This window comes from Stenotrophomonas sp. 107298_Sma, assembly GCF_056480345.1.
In genome coordinates this window covers 4,384,598-4,403,485 of record NZ_CM151094.1, presented here as the reverse complement: position 1 = coordinate 4,403,485, position 18,888 = coordinate 4,384,598, and the positions used below count along the sequence as shown (strand labels likewise).

The window sequence follows — 18,888 nt, the reverse complement described above, 5'->3', positions numbered from 1 at the left end:
ATGAAGAGGGTCCGATCTGCGCCGGAGAAGGTTGATTTCGATCTCGCAAAATTTGGTGTCCGGTATGAAGACGGCTGCTGGGAGCTCCGTCAGTACGTCGTTGGCGATTCCTATCATAGGGTCTGTTTAGACTTCCATAAGTTTCCCTCCGCTTGGAGGTCTTCCGCGAAAGACTACTTTGCTAAAACTCTTCTAGGGTTGGTTCCGCGGGCGTCGACTATCCCATTGACGTTGAGAGAGCGGTTCTACGCCATCAAGTCTTTCGCTGTCTGGTGTAAAGAGCAAGGCGCTGCGTCGCCCAAAGAAATTGATTCTGAGCTGATTGAGTATTGGGGCCGCGAGATTGTCGGATTTCAGAAGGGTAGGCGGATTACGCCACGTGCGGAGGGCTGTCGGTCTGCGAACGTGGAGGATTTTCTGAGAGGGCATACTGACTGTTCTGTCGAGGTACGGGCGGCCTGCTCTGCGGTCGCGCAGCGATCGCGCAAGAGAATTAGGATGGCTGGGAATGAGGCCGGAACAGACGCTCTCGGCGAGGATCTGATTCTAAGGGTGCTGAGGGACGCACTGGTAGTGGTACAGGAGGACGCACCGGAGGTACTTAGGCTCGTCAGCAAGTTCTCCGGACCCAGGGCTACAAGGACTGCCAGACGTGGACGTCGTCATTGGCACTCAGAGTGGGTAGGGGATCGGCCGAACTTTAGCTCTGAGGCCATGAAGAGGCTTGGAGAGCGCACGTGTTTGAGCGAAGAGCGAATGATTGGGACGGTGATCGGAGCTGCTATCGCGGTGATCGCGCTTCTTTCGGTTATGCGAACGTCTGAGTTGCAGCGACTATGTGTCGGGTGTGTTGAGAAAGAGGGTGACGGTGAGTTCGGCAGTTGGGTCATCAAAGGAATTCTCGCCAAAAGTGGGCGTGCCCACACTTGGATAGTCGTCCCAGAGGTCAAAGCTGCTGTGGAGGCAATTGAACTATTGGGGGCAGAAGTACGAGCTAATAGCGGCACTAAGGCGCTCCTGGCGGCGCGAGTGGTGAGCAGAAAACCGTATCTAAGTGGCCGGACGCGCGCACCATCTAAGGTTGCATGGGCTTCGATGTTGCTATGCAGGGTGAGAGAATTCGCCCAGCTGTCGTGCCCTGAGGGAGGAACGGCGCTGGAGCACCTGACTTTTCGGAAGACCAGGAGGTTCTTAGCCCGATTCGTTGCAAGGCGAGATCGCTCCAGTCTCGGCGCCCTCGCATTTCAGTACGGCCACTTGGATGTGCAGATCACTGATACGTACTATGTCGGCAACGACCCAGAGCTGACCAAGCTACTGAACGAAGAATCCAGCTTAGAGGTGATCAGGGCCATGGAGGATCTTGCGCGCTCTGATTCAGTACATACGAATGTTCCTGCTGAAGTGATGGAAGCGACTAGGCAGAGGATCGAAGCTGTACTGTCGCGCGTGAGTACCCAGAAGGAGGTGTTTCGAATGCTGGGTGCCGGGGTTGTTCTGGGTCCTTGCGATTGGGGATACTGCTTCTACCGGCAAGAGCGATCTAAGTGCGAGGGGAATGAAGACGGACCGAACAAGGCGAATAGAACTCCAACTACCTGTGCGAGCTGCTTGAACTTCGCAGCGACGCCTCGGCATGCCGAGTGGTGGAGGCGGCGCGTTGCTGACTTGGAAGAGTTCGCCAGGTTTCGAGGAACCCCGGCGCAGTCCAAGAGGATCGCCGCTGAGAGACTGGCACAGGCAGTGAAGATTCTCTCTGTTATTGGGGGAGGCGATGAACCGTGAGTGTCTTTTGACCGAGTTCGAGCTGCAGCTGGTGGCTTGGAGGGCGGGTGGCAGAAAGCCCTCAGTTAGATCGGTTGCAGAGGCTTGTGGGATCTCGAGACAGTCCGTCTATCGCTCCCATCAATGCGTGGTTGCAAAGATTGCTGAGCTCTCAGACCCGCAGAAGCGCGAGAGGGACGTGGCCTTGAAGATCGATCTTCTTCGAGAGCGACTCAGACGTGAAGTTGAGAAGGTCGGGATTCTTACCACGTTGTGTGGTGAGCTGGCAGCGGCCCTACATGATGCCCGTGAGGACCTGGCCTTTGCGCAGTCAACGGTTGAACGACTCCGAATGAAGAAGGGGCTAGGATGAGGTTCGGCAAGCGTGTAGCCACCTTCTGAGGACTTTTCTGCCGATGCCTGGTCAGTTCTCTGACTGGAATTCAGCAAGCGCGGCCCTCAAGACTTGGTAGGGCATTGTTGCGAGCAGCTCTGCAGGCGATCGCCCATCCAGAAGGGCATGGCCGGCGATAAACCACTCAATCTCTGCCCAGCCAGTTGTTCTTCCTTTGGCATCGAGAGCTTCGCCTGTGCCCCAAATCGATCCGAGGATGTCCGCGAGGTAACGGACCGGCTTGCCATCCCTGCCGAACTGCCAGGGTGGAAAGCGCCAGCTACCACCCGAATCAGGAAGATAGGCCGCCAGAAGCCTTCCTTCACAAACCATTTGCATAGCGGATGGCGCTGGGCGACCTCGTTCGACACCAAGAGCTTGCTCAACTTCGGCTGCAGTCGGCCATTGACTGGCGAGTTCGGTTCGCCGCGCGACTGCAAGATGCTCCAGTGGGATCGGCCTTCCAACGCTTCGCATAGAGGCTAGCTCCGGCTAAGTGAGGCACGTCGAGTGAGGGTGACTCGAGGGGATTGACACGAGTCGATACAACAGGTCCGTGCGATAGATGGTGCCCCTGGTCGGGCTCGAACCGACACAAGCCGCTTATCTGGCGCTGACGGGTTATAAAACCGCTGCTCTACCTATTGAGCTACAGGGGCATGTCAATGGACCACGCCCCCGTATTCGGTGATATGAAGTAAAAACCCTATTCATCGCGCGGCTTCACCGGCGAGCAGGTCCCGGCGGTGCTCTGCTACGCGTACCACATCCAAGAAGACCGTTTCCGCCAAATAAATGGACAGCTGTCGAAGAAGGCTATCCCTGAAAGCCTCAGCACCCGAATTGCGCGCCCCCACACCGAGCCGGAAGTCAGTCACGGCTTGGACTTCTGGGCCAGGTACTCCGTCTCGGACCTCACGAACAGACCAACTCAAGATCACTTCGATCATTTTGTCTCCTGATCCGGCTGGACGCGGCCAACGCGTCAGGCTGAAAGCGCCCGGACGTCCACGGCCACGCTCCACGGCCGAACCGATACTACACGATTTTCATGTAATCGGTGCGTGAGCCATACCTTGCCAATCGCCCAAGTCCGGCGATGGTTCGATGGCTCGAAAAACGATCTACCAGGCCGAGTATAGAAGCTTGATCGAAGCCCTACGGCTTCGACGTGAGGCGCTGGCGAGAAGTCAGACAGAGGTGGCGAGGGCACTGGGCTGGTCCCAGCAGGCACTGTCGGCGGTAGAAGCGGGGGCGCGTCGTCTCGACGTTGTCGAGTTCGTCCAGCTGTGCCGCGTACTCGAGATCTCCAAGGAGGACGCATTCGCCCTCCTAACGGATCTCCAGTCCGATTCGGTCTGATGATCACGGAATTTTGCCCCTAAGCTGTCGCATCTGAGGATGGAGAGCGTCACATCTCACGTCATCGCACCCTCGGCGCCGGCCAAACCAAGCGGTTCTTAGCATCTATTGTCCCCCCGCTTAGCATCGCATCCTGAGCATTGGGCGTTCCGGCTTAATGCGACTAAGACCAGACTAGTTTGCGAAATCGGTGGCTGGAAGCGCCATCTGGCACAGTGAGTGAAGAGCGGGCAACGAGTCGCCGCTTGCCAGCATCGCAATTCCTCGGTGTACGTGACGACGTAGAAGAACCGTCAGGGCGCCATCATCGGAGGCCGAGCCATCAATGGCACACCTTTGCTTCAGCAGCGCAAGATAGACATCTCCGTGATCGCCCGTGAGGACTTTCCAGCTAAGCTCGACGTTGCTTGCCGCGATCAGGCGTCAAGCTCCAACTGGGCGAGGGTCGGCGATGGATCTACAGAGCGCCCACCGGCACAATGCGTTCCAGTGTTTGATTCCTGTGGATCGCCGAAGACGCATGAGCTGGTCTTTGGCACTGTCGGATAAGACTCTGCTTGAGTGCGAATATTTGCTGGATAGCGCTCCGGCGTGTGCAGCTCTGCACGCGAAGGGAGATGCCATCCCTCCCGCCTTCATGTGGGATAAGCCAGGGCCAGTTCTGTCCCAAGCGCTGAACCAGCGGGTTGCAGAAATTGATGACGCCTTCCAGGGCGTGGGGCATGGCGTGCAGACGCTCATCGACTCTGTGAAGGGAGCTAGACCAGAATCAGCGACTGATCGCCTATCATTTCTGCTCCGTTATGTTGACACCAAACGATTGATACGCCGCCTGACACACGTGTTGGGGCTTAGGGACAGTCGTGAGTTCAAGTGGACACTTTCGGCCATTCAACGCTCTCAAGGACGGCGTCCTGCAGAGTTTGAGATGATGCTGAACAACGCACGAGAGCGATACGGCGTTTGCTGACGATTCCATGGAGTCTGCTGAAGTCGTCCCGGCCTTCGTTTAGTCGTTCGATTTCCAGGGGGTGAGTACCTCCGCAATTGGTTTCCTAGCACTCAGGATGCGTTTACTGGGGCGGCGACGTCCCCCCGTCATCTTGGCTCGAGACCCTTTGCTTTGCGGTCCTCAAGGTGAAGGGCGTCGAATTCTGCACGACCGAATTCTGGTCGCACCTTGGCGATCCTCACGTCATCGCTATTGAGATCGAGCTGACCCAAAATTCTGATCTGCTCTTGCTCGCGCGAGCTCCGATTGCTCTTCGTCGACAAGTTGGTAAGCCTGTTGATCGCATAGGCAATGAAGTCCGCAATCTGCAACAAGGGCTCTTGCTTTGAGCTTTCGTAGTAACCCTCAAAACTCCCGGTCCAATCAGGAAAGAAGTCCTTTCCGAACTCGTCGCCGGGATCCCCGCGCCCTTCGTCCATGATGAGCACAACCTTCTGACCCTTCAAGAACTGACGCAACTTGAGGATCAAGAGGAACAGTGATTGATCCTCCTTCTTCTGAGGATCTAATCCGTGCACATTGGTCGCGATCGCAACTCCGTGATCAGCGAAGGTACGGTCATCGACCGTCTGAATCAGAACTGGCCACCGGTAATGGTTGTAGATTTTCACAAAAAACGAAAGCAATCTCAGGACGTGATCGTCACTTAGCGAGATCCAGTCGCGTTTCTTGTTGACGATCTCTACGAAATGAAATTCGCTCGGTCGCTTTCCAAGCAGTTCTGTGAGCTCATCAAGACAGCTATTAAGCTCCTCGCGAACATGCTCAACCTCATCGTCTGCGAAGCAAACCGCCACGTTTGTCCTCCGATTCGAAGTTACATAGTTTGAATCGATCGTGACGTTGGATGAGTAGGTGTCGTCAATCGCAATGTACATGATGCCCTCCTTGAGCCACGGCCACTAGAAGCCACATCAGGCTCCTAGCCAGATAAGTTCACGCTTCCGTTCAACAGTCTGCTGTTGATCGATTTGATCCTAGAACGTTACCGCATTGCGAACAAGTGGGCTGCCATATTAGTGAGGCCGAGCATTGCGCTGGTCCGACCCAGGCGCGAAGGGTGGACCGGCCAGGATTTTGTAGACATCTCAGAGCCATAATCAATGGAAGCGAGAGAGGTGTCTATGGCGAGCAAGCAGTACACGGATGAGTTCAAGGCCGAAGCGGTCAAGTAGGTTACCCAAAGGAGCTTTGCTGTAGCCTAGGTTGCCAAGCGGCTGGGGGTCTCATCCCACAGCCTTTACCAATGGCTCCGCAGGGCCAAGAGCGAGGCCTTGGCGGGCACGCCAAAGGGGGGGGCGATGTTGCCGACGCCCCAGGACTCAGCCGAGGTTCGGCGTTTGAAGGCCGAGGTGAAACGTCTGACTGAAGAGCGCGACCTTTTTACTGCCACGCGTCGGCTGCAGCAGCGGATGAGCTCCCTGGCGCTGCAAGCGTTGCCGCCTTGTCAAATATAGGTTTTTGCAGTTGTGCGTTTACTCGCCATCTCCGATCTGCACCGTGAAATCTGGCGTGATGCGAGGCCACTTCGAGCGGGCGAAAATTGCTGTGCGGTCTCTGCGGGCTTAACGTAGTGAACCGCACCTCCTGCTGAGTTGGGGAGCGCAAGTGTCCAGCGCTCCCCAGGTTGGAGATCAGTTGTCGAAGCTAACCTCTTGAGCGAGATGCTGGTAGAGATGCTTCTGCCGAAGAGCAGCGACCTGAATGACCGCGGGGATGGTGACTCGATATGCAGCGCCTGCGACGTCGATTGCCGTCCACAGTCCGGTGATGACCCATCCAATCGGACCGGTCAGCAGCGCCATCGTCTTGGAAAGCAGGATGTTGCCACCAAAGGAGAGTCCGCGGCCAATGAGTGCTTTCAGGATAGCGTTGACGATGATTGTGGTCAGCTGGTACGACCTGAAGCCCCCCATGCGGAACACCGTCTGGAACACGCCGACCATGGTTTCGGCCGTGACGCCATTGGTGTTCTTGACCCCGGTGGACTGTGCCAACTCTCTCAGTTCCTCCGGAGTCATCTTCTCAAGTGCATCCGTAAGGATCTTCATTAGAAGATTGCTTTCAATCTTCTCTACGCTCGAATTCTTGCTGTAGTTGACCTTCATCTTGTCGCAGACGTCCATCAGCACTTCCTTGTACTGAACGCCCTTGCCGCCTCGGAACATGGTGGCAAAGGTGTTCGCTCCGAAGCACTGGACTTCTGCGGCAATCTGTTCCCAGTACTGATGATGATCTGGACTGAAATTCTTGTATCGCTCATGCATGGTCAGCTCCTCCGTGAATCGCGGCGAGCCATCCTTGTCATGCGTAAGGCAATAGACGAGGTCGTTCAGGTCTTCTGACTGCAGCTGGCCCAGAAATTCAAGGTCAGCGTCACTGCGGTAAGCCATGTAATTCCCTTTTGTGTTGCGATGAAATGTGCCTGTGGGCGCCGCCGGACAGGCCTGTGGCCGCTTTTGGGTGGATCCCGATTGAGCCCGCACCCGTGGGCTGATCAGACGCCGTAGAAGCCCGCGCGGACCTTAGGTACAGGTCACGGTGCTCTGGACGCATGCGCCGGGCGGGAGAAGGGGGTGTTGGTTGGGGGTGATCTGCGCGGCGAGCAGGTAGTCCCGCAGCGATCCCGCTACTGAATGCTGAGAATTACGATGCTCTCAACCTGCTTGGCGGATGCGTACTCTCGCTTGCGGATTGCTTCCATTACCGCGCTCTCCGTCTTGGCCTGGGCAGAGATGCCGATTGGGCCTACGTTGCGGAGTGAGTAGCCCTTGATCTTGATCTGGTACTTGACCCTGACGCTGACTACCATGGACGTGCTCCTTTGTCTCATCCTTGATGGGAAGCGCTTCTGACGCTGTGCGCGCGAAGCCATGTCTCCTATCGGCAGGTTGATGCGCTTCTTTAGTGGCTTTTTGACTTCTTCGAGCGCACGCTGCTCGGCACCTGCAGGTCTTGTAGACCTGGCGCCTTAAAGCCCTCGAGCTTTGGAGGGCCCGCCGTGCTGGCTAGCAATCGCGCCGAAGCATCGATCAGACGTGTTTTCGCGCACTTGGACGAGACCCGGGGAAATTAGCGTCTGAGGTCAAATCGTCGAAACTTCCAGATATATCCTTGTGTGTCAATGGGTTAGGTGTATTTTTTGCTGCGGAGGCAGTTGTAGCTGGTGGATGCCACCAGATGCAACTTTGAGCTGGTGGATGCCACCAGTAGACTCTGCCCATGACCTCGATTCCGCTCCCTCCGCTCGTTCAGTTTTCTGGCCACGAAACGTTTCCTCTCCGGCAACTGTGGTTGCGAAAGGCTTACGACGCTGCCGTAGAGGGAGAGGGGCGCCCGGCCAAGGAGGTCTTTGCCCCTGAAGTTGGGATACGCCGCTTTGGTGTGGGCAAGAACATGGTGGCCGCCATTCGCCATTGGGCAATGGCCTGTGACGTCATGACAGAAGCGCGGGATGGACGCATTTCCATCGGCACGACCGGTCATGCCCTCTTTGGTAGTGGTGGCCTAGATCCATTCTTGGAGCGCCCGGCCACCGCGTGGTGGGTTCATTGGCTCCTCGCCGGACGAGCACAGCGCTCAACCACGTGGTGGTGGGTCTTCAATCAGGGGGCGCAACACGCATTTGATGTGGAGCGACTGACCGATTCGCTGAAGTCGACGGTCGAGCAGGCCGGTCACAAGACATCCAGAGTGACCCTCAAGCGTGACGTCGAGGTCTGCCTGCGCTGCTATGCAGCCAAGCGCGATGGGCGCGGCGGTGACGAAGCGGTTGAACCTCTTTTGTCTGAGCTTGGGCTGATCAATGAAGGGGCGGGCGGAAGCTTCTCCTTCCTGCGCAGCTCGCAGCGCTCTTTGCCCGACGGAATATTTGCGATGGCGTTGCTCGAGTTCTGGGCAGAGCGTGACCTGCGGCTCGGTACCGGTCAAGCGACCCTCTCCTTCGAGGCCATTTCGCACGAATACGGTTCTCCAGGAAGAGTGTTCAAGCTTGACGAGAGGGGGATCGAAGACCGGTTGTCAGGGCTCGAGTCGCTGACGGATGGTCAGCTCAGATGGACTGATACCGCCGGGGTGAGGCAAGTCAGTCGTCAGATTCGCGGGGCTCACGAAGAGCTTACTGCAGACCTATTCAGGAAGGCTTATGGCAAGTAATGCGCGTCCGATGGTACAGGTCGCCTCGCGCTTTCAGCGCTCGGTGCAGCTCGAATCTGATCTTGCTCGAGAGGATGCGCTCGATGGCTATGTCCTGCATGGCAGTGGCGAGCTCGCTCTAGAGACGACGGCGCGCTACGTAGCGTCTTCCCAGCAGCGAGCTTTTACCTGGACAGGACCATACGGTGGTGGCAAGTCAACCCTTGCCCTGGCGCTGGCGCAGTTGTCAGGTGGTACGCCGCAGGTGCGCAAGCGGGCCAAGGCTGCGCTTGGTCTCGATGCAGCCAGCGAAGTCACTCGTGCCTTCGGCGGCCGCAAGGCGTGGGCTGTAATTCCCTTGGTCGGTCGACGGCAGTCGCTTGAGGCAGCCTTGAGCCAAGCGATTGATAAGTACGCACCTCTACGTGGCGCTAAGCGCATGCGAGAGGGGGTGCGTGATGTTGTCGGTGAGCTAATCAAGCGCGCCGAAAATCCTGATGTTGGTGGCGTGCTCGTCATCCTTGACGAAATGGGTAAGCTGCTTGAGGCTGCCGCTGCAGCGGGCGAGGATATCTATCTGCTGCAGGAGCTGGCCGAAGCAGCTAGTCGCTGTGAGGGGCGTCTTGTCATCGTCGGCGTACTGCACCAGGCATTTGAGCAGTACGTCGGCAGGTCGCACCGTGGCATTCAAGCCGAATGGGCCAAGGTCCAAGGCCGCTTTGTAGACATCCCTGTTGTCGCTGGCACGGACGAAGTTATTGGTCTCATTGGTGGCGCGATAGAGTCCGAGCAGGCGCATCCCAAATCGCTCAAGGTCAGCCGATCGATTGCGGACCAGATTAGGTTGCGACGCCCGTCTTCGCCCCCTACGCTTGCCGCTGCGCTGGACGCATGCTGGCCACTTCACCCTGTCACCGCAGCTCTGCTGGGGCCGTGTTCACGTCGGCGCTTTGGTCAGAACGAGCGAAGCGTGTTTGGGTTCCTTAGTTCGTCCGAGCCATTGGGGTTCCAGGAGTTCCTGCGAGGTCAGACGGGGGAGATTTCCAGTGTCTATAGCCCGGCACGTTTCTGGGACTATCTGCGCGTCAACTTTGAGCCGGCGATCCTGGCATCGGCCGACGGACACCGTTGGGCGGTCGCGAGTGATGCAATTGAGCGTGTTGAGGCTCGCTTCCATGAACTTCATGTAGCTCTGATAAAGACGATCGCTCTGATTGACATGTTCCGCAACGGCTCTGGCGTTGCGGCGACCAATGAGGTTCTCCAGCAGAGCATTCCTGGCCACAGTTCAAAAGACATCGCAGGCGCTCTCGCGGATCTTGTGACGTCCAGCGTTGCTGTGTACCGAAAGCACCTGTCTGCCTGGGCCGTGTACGCCGGCAGTGACTTTGATATTGAAGCTGCGGTTGAGCAGGCTAAAGGCAAGCGTACTCTCTCTATTGACCAACAGTTCCGCCAAGTGGGTACGCTGCCGGCTTTGAGTGCCCGTAAACACTATTTCCTGACCGGGACGCTGCGTTGGTTCGAGCGGGTGGTCGCCACGCCGAAGGCCGCCGGTGACATGCTCGATTCCTCCAGAGAGTCCACTGCAGGGCGTTTCATCTTGCTTGTCCCGGATGAAGAGACCACTCCCCAGGCGCTTCGTGATGCAGCTATGGCCTTGGTCAAGCGCTGCGAGGATTCGCTCAATGCCATCGGTGTGCCCAAGCTCCACTTGGGCTTGGCTGAACAGGCAACCGAGCTGGCGGCCTTGGAGCAGGTGGCCAAGGCGACGCCTCAGCTTGACGGCGATGCTGTGGCCAGGCGGGAGATTTCCGCCAGGTTGGAACATGCCCGCCACGCGCTGGACGCCGATCTGCGCGAGGCGTTCTCCACGGCTACGTGGCATATTGGGTCAGAGGTTCTGACTAGTACTGTCGACGATGGCCTCTCACCCATCGCCAGTGTCGTGTGCGAGAAGGCCTTTGCCAAGGCGCCTCTGGTCTTTAGTGAGCTCGTCAATCGAGACACGTTGTCCTCCAATGCCGCGAAGGCACAACGCCTTCTGATGCACCGCATGCTCTCCCATGCCGATCAGGAAGAGCTCGGCTTTGAGGGTTACCCAGCTGAAGCTGGCCTCTATCACACCATACTGGCGCCGCTCCAGCTCCACGGACTCAACGGGACATCAACGGGCTTCCGAACGCTCGCTCAACTGGAGGAGATGGGGGGCTCAAGCATCGTCGCGCTCTGGCAGGACTGGAAGGCGCAGTTGGTCCAGTCGCGGTCGACGGTTCCCCTGTCCGCGCTGTTTGAAACGGCCAGGCAGGCTCCTTATGGCGTGCGTAATGGATTGCTTCCCATATTCGCATTGGCCTTCTTCTTGGCCCATCGAAGCGAGATCACCTTGTACATCGATGGCATGTTCACGCCGGAGATGAGCGACGCGGATTCCGATGCGTGGCTCCAGGATGCAGCTCGAATTGGTTGGAAGTGGCTTCACATTGATGAGAGTGCGCGCAAGATGCTGCGGCAGCTTGCTCGCCGCCTTGAGCCTATTGCTGATCGACCTGTGCAGGCCGACCCGTTGGACTCGGCTAGAGCGCTTGTGGCTTGGGCATTCTCGCTTCCTACGTGGACTCGCAAGACTACATCGGTCAGTGAGCCGGCCCGGAATGTCCGATCTGTTCTGCTGCGCGCATCTGATCCGCTCAAGACGATCTTCGTTGACCTTCCCGACGCACTTGGCCTCAAGCCGGGCAAAGAGATCGTTGATGTCATCATCAACGTCGTCAATGAGCTCGACTCCGCCTACAACCAAGTACTAAGTAAGCTCGGGGATCAAATGCTGATTTCTCTGGCGCACACTGGGCCGCTGTCTCGACTTCGGTCGCGAGCGAAAGCCATTGCAGGCAGGACAGGCGACTTCCGAATCGATGCATTTGTCTCGAGACTGGCTGAATACGATGGGCTTTCTACTCAAAATGAGAGTCTGGCCTCACTCGCCACCAACCGTGCTGCCCGCGACTTCACCGATCAGGACGTAGAGCGCGCTGGCATTCAGCTGGCCGACTGGGCGTTTCAGTTCCGGCGACTGGAGCTCTTGGCTTCTGTCCAGGGGCGTCCGTCGGGCCGTCATGCGCTAGCTGTGGCCTTCGGTAGCCAGAAAACCGTCAGTGCCACCATCGATGTGGCAGACGAGGATCGAGAGGTGATCTCTCAGGTTCGCGACGTAATTCTGGCTGCAGCGAAAAGAGACGGCCTGACGAAGGAGCTGTACCTCGCTGCCTTGGCAGAGGCGGGCGCAGCGATGCTTGAGGGCGCAATGGAGGCGGAGGTCAGTAATGGCTGAACATCATGTTCTGGGTATCTCTGGGGGCAAGGACAGCGCGGCACTAGCGGTCTACATGCGGCTCAACCATCCTGAGTTGGATCTCAAGTACTTCTTCACTGACACCGGCAAGGAGCTGCCGGAGGTCTACGACTTCCTTGGTAGTCTCGAAGGGTTCCTAGGTAAAGAAATTCTCAGGCTCAATCCTCAGCGCGATTTCGACTTCTGGCTGCGCGAGTACAACAACTTTCTTCCTTCGCCTCGGAGCCGTTGGTGCACCCGTCAGCTCAAGCTGACCCCGTTCCGGAATTGGATCAAGCCTTGGCTCGATGCGGGAGACACGGTCCATAGCTATGTAGCTATTCGTTCGGATGAGAACCATCGCGAAGGATACGACTCTGGTCATCGTAACTTGACCGTACACCTCCCATTCCGAGAAGCAGGCGTCGACCACTCGGGCGTGATGGAGCTACTGGACGGTGCCGGCGTCGGACTGCCCAAGTACTACGAATGGCGGTCTCGCAGTGGTTGCACGTTCTGCTTCTTCCAGCAAAAGATCGAGTGGGTACGGCTTAAGCAGCAGCATCCCGAACGATTTGAAGAGGCAAAGATGTATGAGAAGACTGCCTTGGAACATGGTTCACCATTCACCTGGAGTGACCGTGAATCCCTGACTGAACTGGAGCAGCCCGAGCGCATCGAGGCGATCGAGCGGGACTTTGAGCGACGGAAGGAGAAGTCCGCGAGCCGTGGTCGAATCAATCCACTTCGACAAGGGGTGGAGTTGCCGGCTGGCGTGGAAATGGAAGAGGTATTTGGCGAGACCACCTCCTGTGTTATTTGCCAGAAATAGAGATGCCCGATGAAGTCTCCAGCGCCCATCTATGCCGATTTTGCCTCTTCCGCCCCACCGTTGCCCGAAGTCGTAGATGCAATGATGGAATGGCTAGGCGGCTCGCATGCCAATCCTCACGCTGACCACTTGCCTGGTCATCGCGCGGCAAGAGCTGTTGAGGATGCGCGTCAACAGATCGCTGACCTCATTGAAGCTGACCCGGATGGCGTAGTTTTCACTTCCGGCGCGACCGAATCAAACAACCTGGCCCTGAAAGGGCTGGCTGGCTCATGCGGCGAGGGGCTGCTCTTCAGCCCTTTGGACCACAGCTCTATCGTCGAGGTGGCCCGCTATCTTGGCCAGAGTGGCTCCTGCCGCGTCCGACAGCTCAAGCATGATGCACACGGTAGTGTCTCCGCCGGCGAGGTAGAGAATGCACTAGCGGCTAGTCAGGGGAGGGTTCTGGTCGCGCTCGCGCACGGCAACAATGAAATCGGCACTATTCAGCCGCTGACTGAGATCGGCACTGCTGTTTCAGACCGGGGCCACCTTCTCCATCTGGATGCTTCCCAGACGGCGGCGCATATCGGCATATCCGTTCAGGACATGCACGTGACTACGCTGAGTATCTCTGGTCACAAGCTCTACGGGCCGGCGGGGATCGGAGTGCTCTGGGTAGATCCCAGTCATCAGGCGGACTTGCTTCCAATATTTCACGGCGGGGGGCAGCAGGCGGGGATTCGATCAGGCACTGTTCCCACGTACCTGGCCGTTGGATTGGGGGTGGCCGCTCGGCTTGCTCGGGATCGTATGGAACAGGCGCGTAATCACCTGCAGGCTATGGCTTCGCAGTTCATTGCGGCCCTCGCCGGCCGCGGTCTAGCGCCTGTTGTCATTGGTCACCCCTCCGATCGCCTGCCTGGGCACCTTAGTGTCCGGTTCCCGGGTGTGGCGGCACCAGACTTGCTTGCCAGGCTATTGCCTCTATTGGCAGTGTCCACTGGGGCGGCGTGTTCAGCTGGCGAGCTAAGGGCATCTAGGGTGCTGAGGGAGCTTGGCTTGGATGAGGAGACGGCAAGTGAGGGACTCAGGATCAGCTTTGGGCGGACGACTACCTCTAAAGAAGTTGCACTGGCTGCCGAATACATGTCAGATGCCGTCCGTGAAGTCCTAGATTCAATCTAGGGGCGCCTGCTGGAGTGAAATAGAGCTCGGCGGGGATGGAAGTCTTGGCGGAACTAGCAAAGGGATGTGGAAGCGATGGCAACCCGCAATAAGAAGGCAGTGTCAGTTCGACGGCAGAAGCTGAAGGTGGCTTCGAGTAAAGGCAAGAAGCCGGCAGGCCCGAAGTCATTCCGCGTGGCCGCGCGCACCATCCTGCATCTTGGCCGCGAGCTGATCACGTCCGATGAGATCGCGATCAATGAGTTGGTCAAGAACGCCTTTGATGCAGGCTCTCCCAATGCCGACGTCACGATCGTCTGCCCGGTTCCTCCTTCCGAGGTAGCAAGCCTGATCCAGATGGTCAGGGATAGCACAGAGTCGCTTGCGAACGTTAAGAGCGGTGTCATCGTAGAGTTGAACAATGCGGCAGAGGAGCGTGACCTCAAGAAGATCGCCGCGGATCACTTTGGTCTGTGTATCGAAGAAATTGGTCGCGCTCGCAACGAAGACACTGTTGTGGACATCCTGGAGAGGTTGAATTACCTCGAGGTCTCTGACACAGGTCATGGAATGGCTCCTAGTACGATTGTCCCAGTCTTCCTCACAGTGGGAACTGACAACAAAGTACTGAATCCAAGTAGCCCCGACGGCACTGAGCGCTTGGGCAATAAAGGGATTGGTCGCCTGGCCATGATGAGATTGGGTGATCGAGCGAAAGTGACGACTTGGACCGTTGGTTCCTCGCGAGCTACGGCTGTCGAGTTTGACTGGCGCCAATTTGATACTGCTGATCTACAAGTCAGTGACATCCCTATCGCCACGAGTACCTCCAAGGTGCCGGAAGGGATCGTTAGCGGCACTTTGGTGCGTGTCTTCCCGCTTAGAAATGACTGGACCGAGAACAATGAGCAGCTCGGGGGCTTGAAATCATTCATCAGGCGCCTGCGCAGTCCCTTTTCGGCCGTCAGAAAATTCAAAATTCGTGTGTCAGTGAACGGTTCCAGGCCGATTGCGACACCTCCACTTCATGACTCGATGCGTGCTCACGCCGACCAGGTACTTGAGCTTCGGTTCGATCCCCGGGGGGTCTCATCGCTGATTGACCCTCTTCTGTGGATGAAGCTGAGTACTGGCGGAGAGGTGGACCAGGCCGAAGAGCAGCCGCGCTCAGCTAGTGCGGTCTTACGCATCCTGACTGATACCGATGGCGCAAGGAAGAAGGCCAAGAAGCGCGCCGTTGCGTCAAATGAGCAAGCGACACCTATCGATCTTGATACCTTGAAGGCCATTGGGCCATTCAAGCTCCACATCCTTCGTTTCAATCGCCGTCAGCTGCGCGAGAAGGTCAAGCAGGATTGGGACCTGATACGAAGAGAGCTCGATATGTGGTCTGGCGGAATTGCTATCTATCGCGATGGTTTCCGTGTCGGCTTCACTGGATCCGAGAAGGATGGCGACTGGCTGGGCCTGGATGCCAAGGCTCTTCGCGGCAGTGGCTATGTGGTCAATCGGATCCAGGTCATGGGTGCTTTAGAGATCACCCATCGTGGCAATCCTAATCTCAGGGATCTGACTAATCGAGAAGGACTGATTTCGACGCCTGAGGTAGAGGCACTCAAAGAGCTCCTTATTCGCGTTGCAATCAACCCGCTGCGTGCGTTGGTGCAGATGGAGGATCAGAAGACCCGGCAGCAAGATCTTGAGCGCCTGGTTAGCGATGGAACCTCGACCCTCGCAGACCGACTGATACTTGCTAAGCAAGACATTGCTTCGCTTCGCGTTGCAGCTCCTGAGCCACTCAAGGCGGCCATCGGCTCTCTAGACTCGCATCTGCACTTCATCTCCGCGCAGGTTACGAAATTTGAAAACGCTGTAGAGAAAGCGGGGGAAGGACGGGAGGAAATTCTCGAGCTCGCCGGCGTCGGCAATGTGATGCATGGCGTGATGCACGAGCTGACTCGGACCACGGCTCAAACCAGGGAGCTTATAAGGAAGATCTCTGGGCGAACCGACCAAGAGACCCAGGAGCTGCTAGACAAGCTTGAGCAGGAGATCAGCGCAATCAATGTCCGTCTGCGGCAGATGGACCCCCTGATGCCGGGCGCGCGCCACGTGAAGCGAGAGATCGACGTGGAGCGCCTGGTCAGGACGATTGTATCTGGCTATCAAACGCGCTTCGCCAGGCACGATATCTCCCTGGCCATCGAAAAGCCAAGCGACTCTGGGAACTTCCTTGTGAACATGGTTCCAGGGTTCCTCAGCCTTGCTCTTGAGAACCTCATCAGCAACTCGGTCTATTGGTTGGGCGAGCGGCATGACAAGACCGTGCCGGCGAAGATCACAATTGACATCGACCCGCGCTCAAATACCGTATCGGTTACAGACAATGGACCGGGTGTCAGAGTCTCAGACAGAGAGCGTGTCTTCCATCCCGGGTTCAGCCTGCGAGCCAAGGGCAAGGGGTACGGTCTTTATCTGGCTAGAGAGGTCGCCGAGTATCACCAAGGGAAGCTGTTTCTTGAAGCTTCCGTCGGCGATGGGGGCGGGCTGAACACGTTCGTACTTGAGCTACCAAGGAAGCAATGATGGACATCAAGGAACTGATCCAGGACGCCAGCATTCGACGGGTTCTGTTCGTCGACGACGACCTGCGTGATAGGCCGACTCTCGGAGAAGTCGACCTGGCCTCACATCCTTCACATCTGGTGTCGGACATCTTGCGCGATGCTGACGATGATGACACAGAGGAACTCATTGCCATTGCGAGCGAGCATGGCGCGAAAGCCGGCAATGAGAATGAGCTGTTTGACAGTCTGCACAAGCCGCAAGTGCTGGCGGCAGCGCCGGATTCCATTCGAGTCCCCTATGAGACCGCCAGGGACAAGATCAAGGATGCGGGTGCGCCGGTGCGCAAGATCATTGAGTGGGTGAAGGAGTGGACCGGCCACGATCCCGTCCTGCGCACGGTGCCTAGCGCTACCGTGCAGGCGCCAGCGGATATCTTTGATCTTCTGGTGATTGATTACTATTTGGTAGGGGACAGCGAGGCCGAGACTGCGCCTTACATCAGGAGAATGTTGGACCTTCACGAAAAGGAGGACAAGCCCCTTCTCGTAGTGTTGATGACGTCTAATGGTGGTGGTGTGGTGGCCAACATGCAGACGATTAAGACGGATATTTCTCGATCGAGCGCTCGCTTCCGAATTCTAGAAAAGCCATCGCCCGCACCAGGCAATGGAGGCCTGATCGCCAAGGAGCGGTGGGCGCAGGCCCTGACGCAGCTCGCGACTCAGCGGCGCCTGATCATTCCCATGGAGAACTTCGTCCGGGCTTGGAAAGCTAGCCTGGAGCAAGCCGCAAAGGCCATGGAGCTCCGGTTGCTGGATCTAGACGGCAGTGCCTTTGCAGTGCTGGAGGCGACTGCAAAGGAAGACTCCATGGAGATTGAGGAGTATCTGTCAGATCTACTCAGCCGTCGTGTCACCGCTGAGGCTGAAGAGCGCGGTGATGTTCTCAGGAGCGTCAAGGCGCTCCAGTCGGCGATGGACAACGACCGCGACAAGATAATGCCCATCCTTAACAGGGGTGTTGAGCTCCGTGATGCTCAGTTTGGCATTCGTAGCCTGATGTCTGACGTGATCTGGCATCGGCCTGCTTGGTGGCAGGTTCATGAGGATGTTCCCGCTGTACCTGACGCGGAAAGGGGTGAGGCAGAGCCGGTCGTTGAAGTGGCCGGAGACGCCGAAGCGGCTGCGGGAGACAGCGCTGATCCGGCTCATAGGGCTGGCAGGCAGGACGTGGTTAAGCGACTGGAAGAAGTGATTGCGGGAGCTCGTGAGGAGCAGCTCGATGAGCACGCAAAGCGACTCCAGCGTTCCGCTACCGCTGAGCGTCTCCAGTGGCTGAAGCGGCATGTGCGATTTGGCACCGTACTGCAGGAGCGGCGCCCAAACGGCCGCTTCATTCTGAATGTCACCCAAGCATGTGATGTCCAGCACGTGTCGCTCGACCAGGTGACGGACGCCGGATATCTCTTCATCCGTGGCGACTTGGCGCCGGTAGATGTCGGAGTGAAAGGTGGTGGGAAGATGGTCGAGTCCCAGTATTTCCACCGCGATCGCAATGTTGATAGCTTCCAGGCATTTCACTGGAATCTGCGCCAAGCGTACACGCCAAGGATCTCCGATCTACTAGGTGAGCTGGAGGATTATCAAATTGTTGGGCAGCTTCGTTACGAGAGCGCCTATCGCGTCCTGGCCAAGTTCGCTTCGCAGGCAACGCGCGTTGCCGAAATCCGTATGCCCAAGTTCTACCGGTGGCCAGTGCACATCTTCCAGCTCAATCGAGAGAAGAAGTGGGTGCTTATCAATCGAGAGGTTCCACTCTCGTCCAGTGCTTGGAGCATGACCCAAGATGTGCAGAGCTGGCAAATCCAGTTCTCTATTGAAGAGGCTGCCGCCGCGGTGGAGCTTGTTCGCGATTTGATCGCGCCTCACCGCGAGGGTGAGGCTGATGAGCCGATGACTGAAGAGAACAAAGGGAGCCTCATGAATGCGCTGTCCAGGGGTGTCACACTTAAAGGCGCTCAGCCAATCGGTGGAAACCTAGCCACAGCTGTCCGAGTGGTTTCAGTCACTGATCAGAGTGAATCGGATCTCGCCGAAGCACTTGAGAAAAAAGTCAACGCAAGGTCGAAGCCGGTCGGACATGTAGCTTTCGTATTGGTGTCGGGCCACAAGTAAGACGTGGCGCGTCAGTCTCGCAGGGGAGCCAGACCCTCTTCAACGAGCGATCTTCACTGCGGCCGGTGCTGCGAGCGGGATCCAGCAAAGCTGTTCCAGGTTGCTCGCCATGTAGCAATGCGGTGGACCCGCGCGGTGGCCCAAGCCTTTCGCCTGTCTGGTGCAGATCCG

10 protein-coding genes, 1 tRNA gene and 2 pseudogenes are annotated in these 18,888 nt (G+C 57.4%); 9 read left to right on the top strand and 4 right to left on the bottom strand.

All coding sequences use genetic code 11. From position 1 onward, the window contains the following. Entirely contained in the window at positions 1-1,785 is a 1,785-nt protein-coding gene (locus tag ACZK2G_RS20380; RefSeq protein ID WP_141097645.1) for a hypothetical protein, read from the top strand. A 939-nt stretch (positions 1,786-2,724) separates the two neighbouring features. On the opposite strand, the gene ACZK2G_RS20375 is transcribed toward ACZK2G_RS20380, so the two are convergent. Then, a tRNA-Ile gene (locus tag ACZK2G_RS20375) sits at positions 2,725-2,817 on the bottom strand. A gap of 448 nt (positions 2,818-3,265) precedes the next feature. On the opposite strand from ACZK2G_RS20375, the gene ACZK2G_RS20370 reads away from it, so the two are divergent. Beyond that, complete coding sequence (locus ACZK2G_RS20370) at positions 3,266-3,520, top strand: helix-turn-helix transcriptional regulator (RefSeq protein ID WP_053443643.1); 255 nt, start codon at positions 3,266-3,268, stop codon at positions 3,518-3,520. A 174-nt stretch (positions 3,521-3,694) separates the two neighbouring features. Here the strand turns inward: ACZK2G_RS20370 and dndE are convergent. Together dndE and ACZK2G_RS20360 are read right to left on the bottom strand one after the other, a co-directional pair. Next, positions 3,695-4,144: pseudogene (gene dndE, locus ACZK2G_RS20365) on the bottom strand (DNA sulfur modification protein DndE). A gap of 474 nt (positions 4,145-4,618) precedes the next feature. Beyond that, on the bottom strand, positions 4,619-5,410 hold the full coding sequence (locus ACZK2G_RS20360; RefSeq protein ID WP_088479540.1) for a DUF3800 domain-containing protein: 792 nt from the start codon (positions 5,408-5,410) through the stop codon (positions 4,619-4,621). Between the two features lie 246 nt (positions 5,411-5,656). On the opposite strand from ACZK2G_RS20360, the pseudogene ACZK2G_RS20355 reads away from it, so the two are divergent. Beyond that, a pseudogene (locus ACZK2G_RS20355) lies at positions 5,657-5,953 on the top strand (transposase); the annotation flags it as partial. 213 nt (positions 5,954-6,166) lie between these two features. Here the strand turns inward: ACZK2G_RS20355 and ACZK2G_RS20350 are convergent. Continuing rightward, positions 6,167-6,925, bottom strand: coding sequence for a YaaW family protein (locus tag ACZK2G_RS20350; RefSeq protein WP_088479541.1), 759 nt, complete (start codon positions 6,923-6,925; stop codon positions 6,167-6,169). Positions 6,926-7,754: 829 nt separating this feature from the next. On the opposite strand from ACZK2G_RS20350, the gene ACZK2G_RS20345 reads away from it, so the two are divergent. From ACZK2G_RS20345 to ACZK2G_RS20320, 6 genes are all read left to right on the top strand, one after another. Continuing rightward, entirely contained in the window at positions 7,755-8,687 is a 933-nt protein-coding gene (locus ACZK2G_RS20345) for a DUF4007 family protein (RefSeq protein WP_088479543.1), read from the top strand. Beyond that, complete coding sequence (locus tag ACZK2G_RS20340) at positions 8,677-11,997, top strand: ATP-binding protein (protein WP_141097647.1); 3,321 nt, start codon at positions 8,677-8,679, stop codon at positions 11,995-11,997. Before ACZK2G_RS20345 ends, ACZK2G_RS20340 begins: the two co-directional genes overlap by 11 nt. Further along, complete coding sequence (locus ACZK2G_RS20335) at positions 11,990-12,829, top strand: phosphoadenosine phosphosulfate reductase family protein (protein WP_088479546.1); 840 nt, start codon at positions 11,990-11,992, stop codon at positions 12,827-12,829. The genes ACZK2G_RS20340 and ACZK2G_RS20335 overlap by 8 nt, the downstream gene beginning before the upstream one ends. Positions 12,830-12,838: 9 nt before the next feature. Next, positions 12,839-13,996 (top strand): cysteine desulfurase family protein, encoded by a 1,158-nt coding sequence (locus ACZK2G_RS20330; protein ID WP_088479547.1) that lies wholly within the window; start codon positions 12,839-12,841, stop codon positions 13,994-13,996. A gap of 75 nt (positions 13,997-14,071) precedes the next feature. Next, positions 14,072-16,561, top strand: a complete 2,490-nt coding sequence (locus ACZK2G_RS20325; protein ID WP_088479548.1) for an ATP-binding protein — start codon at positions 14,072-14,074, stop codon at positions 16,559-16,561. Continuing rightward, complete coding sequence (locus ACZK2G_RS20320; RefSeq protein WP_088479549.1) at positions 16,561-18,717, top strand: hypothetical protein; 2,157 nt, start codon at positions 16,561-16,563, stop codon at positions 18,715-18,717. The genes ACZK2G_RS20325 and ACZK2G_RS20320 overlap by 1 nt, the downstream gene beginning before the upstream one ends. Positions 18,718-18,888: the final 171 nt, after the last annotated feature.

What these genes read in the sequence shown, in the direction of transcription:
- ACZK2G_RS20360 (WP_088479540.1), bottom strand. Translation starts at nt 5,410, where the DNA reads ATGTACATTGCGATTGACGACACCTACTCATCCAACGTCACGATCGAT.
- ACZK2G_RS20345 (WP_088479543.1), top strand. Translation starts at nt 7,755, where the DNA reads ATGACCTCGATTCCGCTCCCTCCGCTCGTTCAGTTTTCTGGCCACGAA.
- ACZK2G_RS20370 (WP_053443643.1), top strand. Translation starts at nt 3,266, where the DNA reads ATGGCTCGAAAAACGATCTACCAGGCCGAGTATAGAAGCTTGATCGAA.
- ACZK2G_RS20350 (WP_088479541.1), bottom strand. Translation starts at nt 6,925, where the DNA reads ATGGCTTACCGCAGTGACGCTGACCTTGAATTTCTGGGCCAGCTGCAG.
- ACZK2G_RS20340 (WP_141097647.1), top strand. Translation starts at nt 8,677, where the DNA reads ATGGCAAGTAATGCGCGTCCGATGGTACAGGTCGCCTCGCGCTTTCAG.
- ACZK2G_RS20335 (WP_088479546.1), top strand. Translation starts at nt 11,990, where the DNA reads ATGGCTGAACATCATGTTCTGGGTATCTCTGGGGGCAAGGACAGCGCG.
- ACZK2G_RS20380 (WP_141097645.1), top strand. Translation starts at nt 1, where the DNA reads ATGAAGAGGGTCCGATCTGCGCCGGAGAAGGTTGATTTCGATCTCGCA.
- ACZK2G_RS20320 (WP_088479549.1), top strand. Translation starts at nt 16,561, where the DNA reads ATGGACATCAAGGAACTGATCCAGGACGCCAGCATTCGACGGGTTCTG.
- ACZK2G_RS20325 (WP_088479548.1), top strand. Translation starts at nt 14,072, where the DNA reads ATGGCAACCCGCAATAAGAAGGCAGTGTCAGTTCGACGGCAGAAGCTG.
- ACZK2G_RS20330 (WP_088479547.1), top strand. Translation starts at nt 12,839, where the DNA reads ATGAAGTCTCCAGCGCCCATCTATGCCGATTTTGCCTCTTCCGCCCCA.